General features: G+C 59.7%; 12 protein-coding genes, 1 tRNA gene and 1 pseudogene. 8 read left to right on the top strand and 6 right to left on the bottom strand.

Annotation, left to right across the window (positions count from 1 at the left end; translation table 11 throughout):
• Positions 1-132 precede the first annotated feature (132 nt).
• The 3 genes from AC1DIG_RS26555 (at position 133) to ychF (ending at position 2,607) form a co-directional block, all read left to right on the top strand.
• Positions 133-729, top strand: a complete 597-nt coding sequence (locus AC1DIG_RS26555) for a 50S ribosomal protein L25/general stress protein Ctc (RefSeq protein WP_145019846.1) — start codon at positions 133-135, stop codon at positions 727-729.
• A 169-nt stretch (positions 730-898) separates the two neighbouring features.
• Positions 899-1,483 (top strand): aminoacyl-tRNA hydrolase, encoded by a 585-nt coding sequence (pth, locus tag AC1DIG_RS26560; RefSeq protein ID WP_145019849.1) that lies wholly within the window; start codon positions 899-901, stop codon positions 1,481-1,483.
• Positions 1,484-1,506: 23 nt separating this feature from the next.
• Positions 1,507-2,607, top strand: coding sequence for a redox-regulated ATPase YchF (gene ychF / locus AC1DIG_RS26565; protein ID WP_096509090.1), 1,101 nt, complete (start codon positions 1,507-1,509; stop codon positions 2,605-2,607).
• 185 nt (positions 2,608-2,792) lie between these two features.
• On the opposite strand, the gene AC1DIG_RS26570 is transcribed toward ychF, so the two are convergent.
• Positions 2,793-4,010, bottom strand: coding sequence for an MFS transporter (locus AC1DIG_RS26570; protein WP_477769686.1), 1,218 nt, complete (start codon positions 4,008-4,010; stop codon positions 2,793-2,795).
• A gap of 332 nt (positions 4,011-4,342) precedes the next feature.
• Here AC1DIG_RS26570 and AC1DIG_RS26575 point away from each other — a divergent pair, with 332 nt between their 5' ends.
• Together AC1DIG_RS26575 and AC1DIG_RS26580 are read left to right on the top strand one after the other, a co-directional pair.
• Positions 4,343-6,400 carry a methyl-accepting chemotaxis protein gene (locus AC1DIG_RS26575; protein WP_477769687.1) on the top strand — a complete coding sequence of 686 codons (2,058 nt, stop codon included), beginning with the start codon at positions 4,343-4,345 and terminating at the stop codon, positions 6,398-6,400.
• 116 nt (positions 6,401-6,516) lie between these two features.
• Positions 6,517-6,593 (top strand) — tRNA-Met (locus AC1DIG_RS26580).
• A 123-nt stretch (positions 6,594-6,716) separates the two neighbouring features.
• Here AC1DIG_RS26580 and AC1DIG_RS26585 read toward each other — a convergent pair.
• Positions 6,717-7,820, bottom strand: coding sequence for a DUF2817 domain-containing protein (locus AC1DIG_RS26585; RefSeq protein ID WP_477769688.1), 1,104 nt, complete (start codon positions 7,818-7,820; stop codon positions 6,717-6,719).
• 189 nt (positions 7,821-8,009) lie between these two features.
• Between AC1DIG_RS26585 and ggt the strand changes: the two genes are divergently transcribed.
• Complete coding sequence (gene ggt, locus AC1DIG_RS26590; protein WP_477769689.1) at positions 8,010-9,854, top strand: gamma-glutamyltransferase; 1,845 nt, start codon at positions 8,010-8,012, stop codon at positions 9,852-9,854.
• Positions 9,855-9,900: 46 nt separating this feature from the next.
• Here the strand turns inward: ggt and AC1DIG_RS26595 are convergent, their stop codons facing one another.
• Both AC1DIG_RS26595 and AC1DIG_RS26600 read right to left on the bottom strand, forming a co-directional pair.
• Positions 9,901-10,734 carry an alpha/beta hydrolase gene (locus AC1DIG_RS26595; RefSeq protein WP_477769690.1) on the bottom strand — a complete coding sequence of 278 codons (834 nt, stop codon included), beginning with the start codon at positions 10,732-10,734 and terminating at the stop codon, positions 9,901-9,903.
• Positions 10,735-10,836: 102 nt separating this feature from the next.
• A complete protein-coding gene (locus AC1DIG_RS26600; protein ID WP_477769691.1) occupies positions 10,837-11,190 on the bottom strand; it encodes a gamma-glutamylcyclotransferase family protein in 354 nt (117 codons plus the stop codon).
• Positions 11,191-11,364: 174 nt separating this feature from the next.
• On the opposite strand from AC1DIG_RS26600, the gene AC1DIG_RS26605 reads away from it, so the two are divergent.
• Positions 11,365-12,174: an AraC family transcriptional regulator gene (locus AC1DIG_RS26605; protein WP_477769692.1), complete on the top strand. Its 810-nt coding sequence runs from the start codon at positions 11,365-11,367 to the stop codon at positions 12,172-12,174.
• A gap of 76 nt (positions 12,175-12,250) precedes the next feature.
• The gene (locus tag AC1DIG_RS26610; RefSeq protein WP_477769693.1) at positions 12,251-12,619 is read left to right on the top strand and encodes a cupin domain-containing protein; all 369 of its coding nucleotides are present in this window, start codon (positions 12,251-12,253) and stop codon (positions 12,617-12,619) included.
• Between the two features lie 21 nt (positions 12,620-12,640).
• Here the strand turns inward: AC1DIG_RS26610 and AC1DIG_RS26615 are convergent, their stop codons facing one another.
• Together AC1DIG_RS26615 and AC1DIG_RS26620 are read right to left on the bottom strand one after the other, a co-directional pair.
• Entirely contained in the window at positions 12,641-13,072 is a 432-nt protein-coding gene (locus AC1DIG_RS26615; RefSeq protein WP_237142992.1) for a methyl-accepting chemotaxis protein, read from the bottom strand.
• A gap of 108 nt (positions 13,073-13,180) precedes the next feature.
• Positions 13,181-14,005 (bottom strand): annotated as a pseudogene (locus tag AC1DIG_RS26620) (PAS domain-containing protein); the annotation flags it as partial.
• Positions 14,006-14,145 lie beyond the last annotated feature (140 nt).

A 14,145-nucleotide genomic window follows, 5' to 3' on the forward strand; every position in this document is an offset into this window, starting at 1 on the left:
CTTCGGATACATCTCGATGACGAAAAGCGCCCCGCCCCGGCATAACCTGTCGGGGCGGGGCTTTTTTGCCCATATCGCCTTTAGCGCTGGTCGCAAACGCTGGGGCGAATGTGGTTATTTTGGAGATACAACATGAACGAATTTACTCTGAATGCTGAAGTGCGTTCCGACCTGGGGAAAGGTGCGAGCCGCCGCCTGCGTCGTCTCGCAAGCCTGGTTCCAGCTGTAGTTTACGGTGGCGAAAAAGCCCCTGAATCCATCAGCATGCTGGCCAAAGAAGTTGCCAAACTGCTCGAAAACGAAGCGGCTTACAGCCACATCATCGAGCTGAACGTTGGCGGCACCAAGCAAAACGTAATCATCAAAGCTCTGCAGCGTCACCCGGCCAAAGGCCACGTGATGCACGCTGACTTCGTACGCGTTGTTGCTGGTCAGAAACTGTCCGCTCACGTTCCTGTGCACTTCATCAACGAAGCTGCTGCAGTGAAAAAAGGCGGCGAAATTTCGCACGTTGTTGCTGAAGTTGAAGTTTCCTGCCTGCCAAAAGATCTGCCTGAATTCATCGAAGTCGACCTGGCTGACGCCGAAATCGGTTCGATCATTCACCTGTCCAACATCAAGGCCCCTAAAGGCGTTGAGTTTGTTGCTCTGGCTCACGGTAACGACCTGGCAGTTGCCAACGTTCACGCTCCACGTGTTGCTCCAGCTGCAGAAGGCGCTGCAGAGTAATTCACTCTGTACGCCGGAGTGAGCAAGTAACATCGCGGACTGGAACGTAGCGAGAAAGCGGGCGGGAACGCGAAGTTTACATCATGGTAAATGAGCATTTTTCGTCCACTTTCGCCGCACACACCTATTGCGACGATGTTATCCACCACTCCAAAGAAGGGCCCCTGACGTGACTGCCATAAAACTGATCGTTGGCCTGGGAAATCCAGGCGCCGAATACGAACAGACCCGGCATAACGCAGGGGCCTTTTTTGTTGAGCGCATCGCGCAAGCACAAGGCGTCAATCTTGTGGCCGATCGCAAATATTTCGGCCTGACCGGGCGCTTCTCGCATCAGGGTCAGGATGTTCGTCTGTTGATTCCAACCACCTACATGAACCGTAGCGGCCAGGCTGTGGCGGCTCTTGCCGGTTTTTTCCGCATCAAGCCTGAAGAAATCCTGGTGGCGCATGACGAACTCGACTTGCCACCCGGCGTTGCCAAGCTCAAACAGGGCGGCGGGCATGGCGGTCACAACGGGTTGCGCGACATCATCGCGCAACTGGGCAATCAAAATACCTTTCACCGCTTGCGGCTCGGCATTGGCCACCCAGGCGTTGCCAGTATGGTTTCAAACTTTGTCCTGGGTCGTGCGCCACGCGCCGAACAGGAAAAACTCGATGCCAGCATCGACTTTGCCCTCGGCGTGCTGCCGGATATCCTCGCCGGAGAATGGAACCGCGCGATGAAAAACCTGCACAGCCAGAAGGCCTGACTCTAACTCCTAGGGGAAACACCATGGGATTCAATTGCGGCATCGTCGGCCTGCCTAACGTCGGCAAGTCCACCCTGTTCAACGCCCTGACCAAATCCGGTATCGCGGCCGAGAACTTCCCCTTCTGCACCATCGAGCCGAACAGCGGCATCGTGCCGATGCCGGACCCACGTCTGGAAGCGCTGGCGGCCATCGTCAATCCAAAGCGCATCCTGCCGACCACCATGGAATTCGTCGACATCGCTGGCCTGGTTGCCGGCGCCTCGAAGGGTGAAGGCCTGGGCAACAAGTTTCTGGCCAACATCCGCGAAACCGATGCCATCGCTCACGTGGTCCGCTGCTTTGAAGACGAGAACGTGATTCACGTCTCCAACAGCGTCGACCCAAAACGCGACATCGAGATCATCGACCTCGAGCTGATCTTCGCCGACCTCGACAGCTGCGAGAAGCAACTGCAGAAAGTCGCGCGCAACGCCAAGGGCGGTGACAAGGACGCTGTGGTCCAGAAAGGCCTGCTGGAGCAACTGATCGCTCACTTCACCGAAGGCAAGCCGGCGCGCAGCCTGATGAAGAACATGGGCACCGACGAGAAAGCGGTGATCAAGGGCTTCCACCTGCTGACCACCAAACCGGTCATGTACATCGCCAACGTCGCTGAAGACGGTTTCGAAAACAACCCGCACCTGGACGTGGTCAAAGCCATCGCCGAAGAAGAAGGCGCCGTGGTTGTGCCGGTCTGCAACAAGATCGAAGCGGAAATCGCCGAGCTGGATGACGGCGAAGAGAAAGACATGTTCCTCGAAGCCCTGGGCCTCGAAGAGCCTGGCCTGAACCGCGTGATCCGTGCCGGCTACGAAATGCTGCACCTGCAGACCTACTTCACCGCCGGTGTTGAAGAAGTCCGCGCCTGGACCGTCCGCGTCGGTGCCACCGCACCACAAGCCGCTGGCGTGATCCACACCGACTTCGAAAAAGGTTTCATCCGCGCCGAAGTCATCGCCTACAACGACTTCATCCAGTACAAGGGCGAAGCCGGTACCAAAGAAGCCGGTAAATGGCGCCTGGAAGGCAAGGATTACATCGTCAAAGACGGCGACGTGATGCACTTCCGCTTCAACGTGTAAAACTCACGCCCAAGAAAAAGCCGCGTTCAGACGCGGCTTTTTTGTATCTGAAAACATCATCCGCCACATCATCGAACAAATGTGGGAGTGAGCTTGCTCGCGATAGCAATCTATCTGTCACATCAACGTCGGATGTGCCGACATCATCGCGAGCAAGCTCGCTCCCACAGGGGATTTGCGCGGCGTCAGATTTTTTTGGTTCTCGGCAAAAAGATCGCCAACACCCCGAACAGCGGCAAGAACGAACACAGCTGGTACACGTATTCAATGCCGTGAATATCCGCCAGATGCCCCAGCAACGCCGCACCAATCCCGCCAAAACCGAACATCAGGCCGAAGAACACCCCGGCGATCATGCCGACATTGCCCGGCACCAGTTCCTGCGCGTAGACCACGATGGCCGAAAACGCCGAGGCCAGGATGAAACCAATCACCACGCTTAAGATGCTGGTCCAGAACAGGTCGACGTGAGGCAGGATCAAGGTGAACGGTGCAACGCCGAGGATCGAGAACCAGATCACCACCTTACGGCCGATCTTGTCGCCAATCGGTCCACCGAAGAAGGTCCCCGCCGCTACCGCCCCAAGAAACAGGAACAGGTGCAGCTGCGAGCTGGCCACCGACAGGTCGAACTTCTCGATCAGGTAGAAGGTGAAATAACTGGTGAAGCTGGCCATGTAGAAATACTTGGAAAACACCAACAGCCCGAGTACCACCAAGGCACTGATCACCCTGCCCTTCGACAGCCCGTGAGTTGCCGCCTGGCCCTGCTTGAGCTTGAACAGGCTCAAGTGGTTGGCGTACCAGCGGCTGATGCCATACAGCACCACCAACGCAAACACGGCGAACAATCCGAACCAGGCGACATTGCCCTGACCGAACGGAATGATGATCGCCGCCGCCAGCAGCGGTCCAAATGCTGAGCCAGCGTTGCCACCGACCTGGAAGGTCGATTGCGCCAACCCAAAACGCCCGCCCGAGGCCAACCGTGCCACGCGAGAAGCTTCCGGGTGAAAGGTCGAGGAGCCGACACCGATCAATCCCGCCGCCAACAGAATCAACGGAAAGCTACCGACCTGGGACATCATCAAGATGCCGACCAGGGTGCAAATCGCTCCTGCCGGCAGCAGATACGGCTGGGGATGGCGATCGGTGTAGTAACCGACCCATGGCTGCAACAGCGACGCCGTGAGCTGAAAGGTCAGGGTGATCAGGCCAACCTGGGTGAAGGTCAGCCCGTAATTGGTCTTGAGCATCGGGTAGATCGACGGCAGCACCGACTGAATCAGGTCGTTGATCAGATGCGCCAGCGCCACCGCGCCGATGATTCGCATGACCAACGGGCTGCTTTGCGAAGTCGCGAGTGCCGGCGATGCGGCCGTTTGAGCGTTACTGGTAGCCATGAGAGTTTCCATACAGCGGATGGGTGTGCACTTGCAGGTGCGTCAATGTGCCATTTTTCAGTGCAGCAATGCCATCCCCTTAGCCTGCTAACGACTTTTAAATAGTCGACATTTAAGTGATAGCGCAAAGCCATGGTCTGAATCTTGCCTTGCTTATCCGCTTCAACGCGGCCCCTTACAAAGGGGATCGAGAATGGGAAGTTTCACCACAGCGCTGGTCCCACATGACCCGTTGAAGTGAACTTTCGAGGCCTTTTATGAGGGCACGGGTAGCGGTCACAACGCCGCGACCGCACGCCATTGGTGCGTGGTGCCCAGAGGAGTAGTCGGGCATGCAGGCTTTTCTGGCACCGGGGATTGGACTGCTTGGGCGTTTCGGTTTCGCCCGCAAGTTTCAGTTGTTGTTTCTGCTGTTTATTCTGCCGCTGGCGGGCAGCCTGTGGATGATTGGCCAGGATTACCGCGACAAGCTCAGCCTGATCGCCGGCGAGCGTGCCGGTGTGCGCCAATTGATAGCGCTCGATGCACTGGACAACCTGCTCGCCGCCCAACGCGACCGCGCCGCCCGCTGGCGCGCCACCGAAACCAATCGCCAGCCAACACCGGCCACTGTCGCCGCGATGGCTGCGTTCGATGCAGTGCAGCCGGCACTGAATCAAGCTGTCAGCGATCTGGGTCATGCACTGACAACCGAAGGGGCCGAAGCCGACACCCTCAGTCGCTATCAAACCCTGCAAACTGCGCTCAATAGCCTGGACTCGAAAAGCCTGAGCAGCGTCGGTTGGTGGCCGGATGGCTACGAACGTTTCACTGCGGCCCTCAGCGCGCTGCAAGCACTGCGCGAACAGATCGCCATGGATAACCGCCTGACCCTGGCTCCCTGGCTGGAAACCTACCTGCTGACGCAGATCTCGACCCAGCACGCGCCCGACCTGATCGAACGGGTCGGTCGCCTCGCCAGCATCGGCCAGGCATCGGTGGTGTCTGGACAGTTCTCACTGCAAAGCCGCCTGCAACTACGCGACCTGCGCGGTCGCATTGGCGACGCTCGCGAGCAATTGATCAAGACTGGCAGCCTGCTCGAAGCACGGCTGCCAAGTGCGTTGCAGGCCTGGGCCGGGCAATACCACGACAGCCTCAAGCATCTGGACGCCGGACTGAAAGGCCTGGATGACGGCATGTTCGGCGCCAGCATCACGCTCAAACCGGAAGACTTCGAACACAACCTCGACGCCCTCCTCTCTGACCTCGCCTCGCTGCGCCAGCAATCGCTGGTGTCACTGGATCAGCGTCTGGATTACTACCACGGCTCGGCCATTCGCCAGTTCATCCTGGTGGCGAGCATCCTCGGTTGTCTGCTGCTGGCCGCGCTGTATTTGTTCATTTGCCTGCAAGCTTCGATCCGCCGCAGCGCCAGCGGCATTACGCTGCTCGCCGAAGCCTTGCGCGATGGCAACCTGAGCCTGCAAGTGCCGGTGCACGGTCGCGACGAGCTGGCAGCGATCAGCACCGCACTCAACGTTGCGGTGGTGCAACTGCGCACCAGTCTGCTGGGGGTCGATCACGAAACCCTGCAACTGAGCAACGCGGTGCGAGCCCTCAATACTCACTCCAGCGAGGCGCTGGGCGAAGTTGAAGCCCAGCAGTTGCAAATCAGCCAGATCGCTGCTGCGGCGACGCAATTGGCCGCAACCTCGCAAGGGGTCGCCCAGAGTTGCGAACACGCCTCAGGCAGCGCTCAGCAAACCCAGCGCATTGCCGCCGAGAGCAGCCGTGACAGCCAACGCACCACCGCGAGCATTCAGCAGCTCAATCAACGCCTGAACGACACCGCCGCCGCCCTTGGCCGGGTCAGCGAACAAGGGCAGCAGATTCAACTGGTGGTGGACACTATTCGCGGCGTGGCCGAGCAGACCAACCTGCTGGCACTCAATGCCGCCATCGAAGCCGCCCGCGCAGGCGAACAAGGCCGAGGCTTTGCAGTGGTCGCCGATGAAGTGCGCAGTCTGTCGCAGCGCACTCAATCCTCCACCGCACAGATCGCCGGCACCGTCGACAGCCTGCGCAGCACCGTCAACGAAGCCGTGAGCCTGATGGAAGCCGCCTGCGGCCAGGCCCAAACCGACGCACAAGCCGTCACCGACCTCGGCGAACGGCTGGGGGAAATCGCCAGCGCAGTGCAAAGCGTCACCGATACCCTGGCGCAAATCGCGACGGCGGTAGAAGAGCAAGCCAGCACGGCCGATGAGGTCAGTGGCAACATCCAGCAAGTCGATCAGGCCGCCGTGCGTTTGCTCGAAGGTGCACGGGCGGTGAACCTCGCGGCGGACACTTTGAGTTCGGGCAGCAAGGCTTTGAGCGAGAATACCGGGCGGTTTCAGCTGGGTTAAAGCTGAAAACCCATCCGTTTTTATGGGGCGGGTTGATAAGCGGTTGAAAGCGTAGAGAAATATTTTGGATTTACGCTTGACACTTCATCGTTACGAGCCAATAATGCGCGCCACTTGGCTACATAGCTCAGTTGGTTAGAGCATAGCATTCATAATGCTGGGGTCCGGGGTTCAAGTCCCTGTGTAGCCACCAAGTACTAAAAACGGCTTACCGAAAGGTAGGCCGTTTTTTTATGCCCGAAGAAAAGTGCCCGGCCCACCGACGGCTCACATTGCACTGTGAGCCGCAGCGTTCATCAAGCTCCGAGGCGTTCGACTATAGCGTGGGCAATGCCGACAACGCCTTTTCCCATATCTGCCGGGTGCGAACCCAGACCATTTCTTGCCAGTCACTGTCGGCGGGATAGAACTGCTCAACAAGATTCAACTTTATCTCGCGCCCCACGGCATCACTCGGATTGCCGTGCAGGTGCAGCCAGTGATCGTCACGCAGATGAGCATGCACCGCTTCTCCCGGGTAGGTGCCGCACTCGATGACAAACGGCATCAGGCGCACCTGCGGCAATGCATCGAGCAGCGCCTGCGAGGTGTAGCCAGTGGCCGATGCCGCAATCCCGGTTTCGCTGTGGGTCTGCGCGCCGGTTTGAATGGTGTAGAGCCACGGACCGTAAGTGGCCTGCGCCTGTTCCAGTGCCGGGTAAGCTGCTTGTGTAACGGTCAGCAGCATCGGATGACCGTACTCTCCCGCGCCGGAGTGCAGGTCAAAACACATCGCGACCTCGGCCTGCGAGAGATGCGCCGCAATGATCCGATGCAAGGTCCGGTTCGACCAGCTCGGCGCCAGCCCCCCGTAAAACAGACCGTCGGGGTGACTGTGCTGACCGCCCTCGACAATCGACATCACTGCCGGCCAGCCATGCTCGCTCAACTGCGCGGCGAGCAAGGCATCGGCGCGCTCACGCTCCGGGCCCTGCAACTGGCTGAAGGCATAAATCGGGTGCAGCGCTGCATAGGCCTGATTGTCGGGCAACGGCCGATCAAAGTTCAGGTGATTGCGGTTCAGGTCGATGTTGTCTTCATTGACACGACGCAGCCACGCCGTGCCCCAGGGGTTGATCAAGTGGATCATCACCACCGCGACATCGGTGGGCAGTGGGCGTTTGCCGAACTCGTTCAGCCAGTTGATCTGGCACTCCGAACCGTAGAAGCCCTCAACCCCGTGGGTGCCGCTCAGCATCACCAGCAGACGCTTTGCATCGGGGTCACCGAGCACCGCCACATCAGTGCTCAAGGACTCGCCAAACGGCCCCTTGAGCGGATGCGGGTATTCGGTCAACGTCGCACCGGCTGCGGTTGCAGCCGCCAGGAATTGTTCGCGCTGCGAACGGTAACTTGGCTGCGTTGGGAACTCGGTCTGCATGTCGGCCTCTTGTTGTTATTGATGTGTTTTTAGCGGAGATCTAGCGCCCCCGACCCTACAGAAAAACCCAACGCCGAAGAAGAGAAAAGGTGCCCATCCGTCGACCAATACGCACAAGACCAGCGTTGCAGCTGACTCCATGCACAGATACAGTCCGTTGATCCTTATCCCACGGACGGAGTGCTCCACGTGTTCCCAGCCTTCCATTTGAACCGCTACCGCCTGACTGCCCTGTCGCTGCTGGCCACCGCGCTGACCCTCGCGGCCTGCAACGCCCCGCCCGCTTCGCCGTCCGTCAGCGCCTTGCCGGTGGCCCCGGAAATCGCCTCGGGGTATCGCACCGACCTGCACACCCAATACGCCTCCAAACATATGGCGGCAGCGGCCAACCCACTGGCAGCCGCAGCAGGACGGGAGATGCTGCGTCAGGGCGGTTCGGCAATCGACGCCGCCATCGCCATGCAAGCGGTGCTGACACTGGTTGAGCCGCAATCCTCGGGGATCGGTGGCGGCGCGTTGATCGTGCTCTGGGACGGTAAGGCCGTACGCACCTACGACGGCCGCGAAACCGCACCCGCTGGCGCGACTGAAAAGCTCTTCCTGCAAGCCGACGGTAAACCCATGCCATTCCCCGATGCGCAGATTGGTGGTCGTTCGGTCGGAACACCGGGGGTGTTGCGTGCATTGGAGCTGGCGCATAAGCAGCACGGCCGCCTTCCATGGGCGAAGCTGTTCGAGCCGGCCATTGCCCTGGCTGAAAAGGGCTTTGCGATCTCGCCGCGCCTGCACACCATGATCGCCTCTGATCCGTTCCTGCCGCGCTCTCCCGACATGGCTGCGTACTTCCTGAATGCCGATGGCAGCCCGAAAGCCGTAGGCACGCTGCTGAAAAACCCGGCACTGGCCAAGGTCCTCAAACGCGTAGCTACAGAAGGCCCGGATGCGCTGTATCAAGGTCCGATTGCTCAGGAGATCGTCGCCAAGGTTCAAGGCAATTCCAACCCCGGTAGCCTGTCGTTGAACGACCTCAACGGCTACAGCGCCAAAGAGCGTGCCCCGCTGTGCACCGACTACAAACGCTGGCAAGTGTGCGGCATGCCGCCGCCATCGTCGGGCGGGATCGCCGTGGCGCAGATCCTCGGCACCTTGCAGGTACTCGAAAGCTACGACAGTCGCTTCACTCTGGCGCGACTGAAACCACTCAAGAGCAACAAACCGGCGGGTCTCGAACCCGCGCCTGAAGCCGTGCACCTGATCGCCGAAGCCGAGCGCCTGGCGTACGCCGACCGCGCGCAGTACGTCGCCGACTCGGACTTCGTGCCGGTTCCGGTCGCCGGTCTGGTCTCCCCCGCCTACCTGGCCAGCCGCGCAACGTTGATCAGCGATCGCAGCATGGGCAGTGCCAAACCCGGCACGCCACCGGGCATTCAGGTGGCCTACGCCCCCGACCGCTCACCACTGCGGATCTCCACCTCGCAAGTGGTTGCCGTCGACGATCAGGGCGGTGCCGTGTCGATGACCACCACCGTTGAAGCCGCCTTCGGCTCGCACCTGATGGTGCAGGGTTTCATGCTCAACAATCAGATGACCGACTTCTCGTTCATCCCCGAAGAAAACGGCCAACTCGTGGCCAACCGTGTCGAACCCGGCAAGCGCCCGCGTTCATCCATGGCACCGACGCTGATCTTTGATCGCCAGAGCGGTGAACTGGTCGCAACAGTCGGCTCGCCCGGCGGTTCGCAAATCATCGAGTACGTCGCCAAGTCGGTGGTCGGCATGCTCGACTGGAACCTCGACCCGCAAGCCGCCATCAGCCTGCCCAACTTCGGCAGCCGCAACGGTGCGACCGAACTGGAACAAGGCCAGTTCAGCCCGGCGCTGATCCAGGCCCTCAAGGACAAAGGGCACGCGGTCAACGAAATCGACATGACCAGCGGCACCCAGGCCATCGTTCGGGTGCGGGATGCGCAGGGCAAAACCTCATTGGCCGGTGGCGCCGACCCACGGCGTGAAGGTGAAGCGCTGGGGGATTGATCGGGACTGGAAATGACAAAGGGCTTACCGCGAGGCAAGCCCTTTTTTATTGTCTGGCGCCAGCACACTGGATCGGCCGATCCCGCCAGCCGGCCCACGCCTTGTCCAACCCCTCGGCATGGGACACGCCCGGCAAGACCACCACTTCAAGACAATCAGCCTGCCCCAGTGCTCGACTATAACTGTCGAGCAGGGCTGGCGGCACGATGGAGTCGTCAGCCCCGACCAGATGCCGCTGCCGAACATGAGCCAGGCGCGCTCGGTTATCCAAAGGCTCCAGCGAGCCCTTGAGCGGGCTGAGGTTCAGTCGCTCGGCCCACAACCTGGGGCTGAGATTACCGGCCAGGGTTTGCACCTGAGCAATATCGTCGCGGCGCGCCGCTAGCAGCAAGGCCAACGCAGCACCGCCGGAATAACCGATCAGCTCAAAGTCCTGGTTGCCATAGCGGCTTTTGATCTGGTTCAACGCCTGATCGAGACTGTCCAGAACCTCGGGAGAAAAGCGCCGCTCGGTCCACAGAACCGGCACGCACCCAGGCGCACTGACGAACTGACAAGGACGCGATAGGTAAAAACTCGGCGTCGAATCACTGAACGCCATCCCGGCCATCAGCAACTGCTGTGGGCTGGGGTCCAGGCTCGGCTGGGAGGCCGTCGCCCAGGCATGGCCGTCCCCTTCCAGGTAAAGACGGATCCGGCTGGTATCGGGACGCTTCAGCGGTGTGCTCAACATCAGCGGAAAAGCTCGAGTGGCGATGACTTCCACCTGCTGGCCTCGCTCTGACGCCAGCGCTTCCAGAGACTGCCTGGGCGACTGGCAACCACTCAGCAAAGCGCCGAGCAACAACGCAGTCGTCAAAACACCTGGTTTGCGCTTCATCTGCTGACTCCAATACATACGGACGCAGGCCTGGCCCTCTTCTGCGTTAGCACTGTCGTGGCCATACAACGAAAGACTCAAGCAACGTCCACCCTCGCCAACTCAGGCACTCACATACACCCACGCCTCGATCCCGGATGCCAGCACCACGCTGACCCGTTTGTAATCCGAGACTTCATAGCGGTCAGCAGCCGCCAACTCCGCGGGCGTGATCCGGAACACCATACCCGGAATCGGCGCACTGTCCGCACCGCCGGGGCGCAGGATCGGATGGTGAGTCTTGCCGCTGGTGGCCAATACTTCGGGATCGGTAATTTCGACCCAGGATTGCTCGTAACCGAGCATCTGGTCTGCACTACCGGACAATTCGCGACCGAAGTTGGCGAGCTGCACGGCCTTATCCTGCAGGGTTCCGTAGGAAAACAGGTAGACCTGCGTATTGCTGGAATCGGTCATCAGCGAACCTCGTCTCTAAAAGTAGCGCGTCTTAACACGGCAAGCGTAACCGGTTAAAGACTCAGTTCCTGAGTAAAAACGCAGATGGATCAATCAACCGGTTATCCGGCTGACAGTCAGCCCGCACCTGAGCTACCGTGTTCGTCACCGAACACCCGGCCACGAAGACTCCCCATGGGCAAGCAGAAAATCCTCACCGACTGGTTCCAGCGAGCCCCCGATTCGGGCGGGCTGGAGCGTATCGAGGCGTTTTTTTCGGGCCATGGTTACGACCTTCATCGTCACGACACCTATGCCATTGGCCGCACACTGTCCGGCGTTCAGAGCTTTCAGTATCGCGGCGGATGGCGGCATAGCTTGCCGGGCGGGACCATGGTGTTGCACCCCGACGAAGTCCACGATGGCGAGGCTGGTACCGAGGACGGTTTCAAATACCGGATGCTTTACGTCGAGCCCGCGCTGATCCAGCAAATGCTCGGCGGCCAGCCGTTGCCCTTTATCAAGACCGGCATTTCCACTGATCCGCGCTTGTTCGCGGCGACCGAAGTCTTGCTGCAGAGCATCGATCGCCCTCTCGACCCATTGGAGCAGCAGGATGCACTGTTTGATCTGGCACAGGCCATGAGCGCCGTATCGGGAGTATCCGCACATCGCGAAAACTTCGATTACCTGGCGGCAGAACGCGCTCGCGAGTTCATGCACAGCGCCCTCGACCAAACGGTGACCCTGGATCAATTGGCCGAACACAGCGGGCGCGATCGCTGGAGTCTGTCTCGGGATTTTCGCCTGCTGTTCGGTACCAGCCCCTATCGTTACCTGACCATGCGCCGCCTGGATCTGGTGCGTTCATTGCTGATGCAGGGCGAGTCGCTGACCAACGCCGCGCTGATCGCAGGCTTCAGCGATCAAAGCCACATGACCCGGCAGTTTGGCAAAACTTACGGTCTGTCTCCCGCCCGCTGGATGAAAATGCACCGCCGCTGAGCCGCGCACAATCGTGCAAGAAGCGCACTGCTGCGCGGGTTACGGTGGGCTCACAATCACCAACGGGAGCCGTACCATGCAGCCGCATCAAAGCCTGAATTTTGCCAACAAGCTGGCGCAGATCAACGAACACTGGTCGCCGCGGGTCATCGCCGAAATGAACGACTACCAGTTCAAGGTGGTGAAGTTGCTGGGAGATTTCATCTGGCACGATCATCAGGACACGGACGAGACGTTTATCGTCCTCGAAGGCCAACTGCGTATCGATTTTCGCGATGGCCAGGTGCTGGTGTCCCAAGGCGAAATGTACGTGGTGCCCAAGGGCGTCGAGCACAAGCCGTTTGCCGAACAGGAAGTCAAACTGCTGCTGATCGAACCCAAGGGCGTGCTCAATACCGGGAGCGAAGGTGGCGAGCGTACGGCGCTGAATGATCTTTGGATCTGACGAGGTTCACTCGAGTCGCGCTTACGTCGACAGCTGATTGGCGAACTGCCCGACTGCGTTGACTACCTTCTGCGCACCATCCTGGATCTCGACGATCACCGTGCCCGCCTCGGCGGCCAGCGCCAAACCTTGTTCGGCCTGGAGCTTGCCATCCGTCATCAGCACCACGGCATCGCGCGCCATGTCCTGGTTCTGACGCACTACACCAACAATTTCGTCGGTGGCTTTGCTGGTGCGCGAAGCCAGTTGCCGGACCTCGTCCGCCACCACTGCGAAACCTCGGCCCTGCTCACCGGCACGGGCCGCTTCGATGGCGGCGTTGAGCGCCAGCAGGTTGGTCTGTTCGGCAATGCCGCTGATGGTTTTGACGATGGTGCCGATCACCAGCGACTGTTCGTTCAGCGCCTCGATACCTTCGCCAGCCTGCTGCATGTGCTTGGCCAGCTCACGCATCACGTCCACCGCCTGAGTGACCACGGCGGTGCCGCGTTGTGCACAATTGTCGGTCTGCAATGAGGTGCTGTAAGCGATGTTCGCCGCTTCGGCAACCGCTTGCTCCTGATTGACCTGATCGGTGATCACGGTGGCGAACTTGACCACTTTGTAGAGCTTTTCGTTGGCGTCGTGCACCGGGTTGTAAGACGCTTCGAGCCAGACCACTCGGCCATGACTGTCGACACGTTTGAAGCGGTCGGCCACGAACTCGCCGGCGTTCAAGCGTCGCCAGAAGTCCTGATACGCGGAGCTGTTGTACTCCTCAGGCTCGCAGAACATGCGGTGATGTTTGCCTTTGATTTGCGCCAGGCTGTAACCCATACCGTTCAAGAACCGCTCGTTGGCCGCCAACACATTTCCGTTGAGGTCGAACTCGATGACGGCTGTCGAACGAACCAACGCGCCGATCAGGTTCTCGTGTTCACGAGACGCTTCGATGGTGCGGGTCAGGTCGCTGGAGTAAATCGAGAAGTGTTTGATCCGGCCGTCCGAACTACGAATCGGCTGGGCAATAGAGCGCAACCACGCTTCTTCACCATTGCCTCTGAGCAAGCGCACGGCGCCCGCGAAGTGCTCGCCACGGGTCAGGGCATTCTTGAAGCGCAGGTGAAACTCATCGGTTTTGACATGGGCCGGAACGATCTCTTCGAGGTGCCGGCCAATCAGGTCATTGCCCTTGTAGAGCATTTCCTGGGCGAAATTCTGGTTAATCGATTGCACCCGCCCATCAGGGTCCAGGGTGAGCACGAGCATCTCGCTTTCCAGGCTTTCCTTCACTTGTTGAAGGCTGGAGAGTTCCTCGCGAAGAGCCGACAGCTCCTGCTTCAAGCGTTTATTGAACATTGCGATGCACCGATGGGCAGGGTTGAGAGCGTCCTTCAGACTTACCATCGGCCTTACCCGGCTTTTCTGAAGAGCTTTGCCGGGTTGTCCTACAAAAATAGTTGGCAGCTGGCCACCATGCGCCCGAAATACCTCAAAACCGGTGTTTTGAGGGGTGATTCAACACGCTATAGTCTGCGCTGCACCAC

The sequence above is a fragment of the Pseudomonas sp. 05N431 genome, assembly GCF_056397005.1.

Coding starts and splice junctions, on each gene's coding strand:
- AC1DIG_RS26555 (WP_145019846.1), top strand. CDS start 133: ATGAACGAATTTACTCTGAATGCTGAAGTGCGTTCCGACCTGGGGAAA.
- ychF (WP_096509090.1), top strand. CDS start 1,507: ATGGGATTCAATTGCGGCATCGTCGGCCTGCCTAACGTCGGCAAGTCC.
- AC1DIG_RS26570 (WP_477769686.1), bottom strand. CDS start 4,010: ATGGCTACCAGTAACGCTCAAACGGCCGCATCGCCGGCACTCGCGACT.
- AC1DIG_RS26575 (WP_477769687.1), top strand. CDS start 4,343: ATGCAGGCTTTTCTGGCACCGGGGATTGGACTGCTTGGGCGTTTCGGT.
- AC1DIG_RS26585 (WP_477769688.1), bottom strand. CDS start 7,820: ATGCAGACCGAGTTCCCAACGCAGCCAAGTTACCGTTCGCAGCGCGAA.
- AC1DIG_RS26595 (WP_477769690.1), bottom strand. CDS start 10,734: ATGAAGCGCAAACCAGGTGTTTTGACGACTGCGTTGTTGCTCGGCGCT.
- AC1DIG_RS26600 (WP_477769691.1), bottom strand. CDS start 11,190: ATGACCGATTCCAGCAATACGCAGGTCTACCTGTTTTCCTACGGAACC.
- AC1DIG_RS26605 (WP_477769692.1), top strand. CDS start 11,365: ATGGGCAAGCAGAAAATCCTCACCGACTGGTTCCAGCGAGCCCCCGAT.
- AC1DIG_RS26610 (WP_477769693.1), top strand. CDS start 12,251: ATGCAGCCGCATCAAAGCCTGAATTTTGCCAACAAGCTGGCGCAGATC.
- AC1DIG_RS26615 (WP_237142992.1), bottom strand. CDS start 13,072: ATGCGTGAGCTGGCCAAGCACATGCAGCAGGCTGGCGAAGGTATCGAG.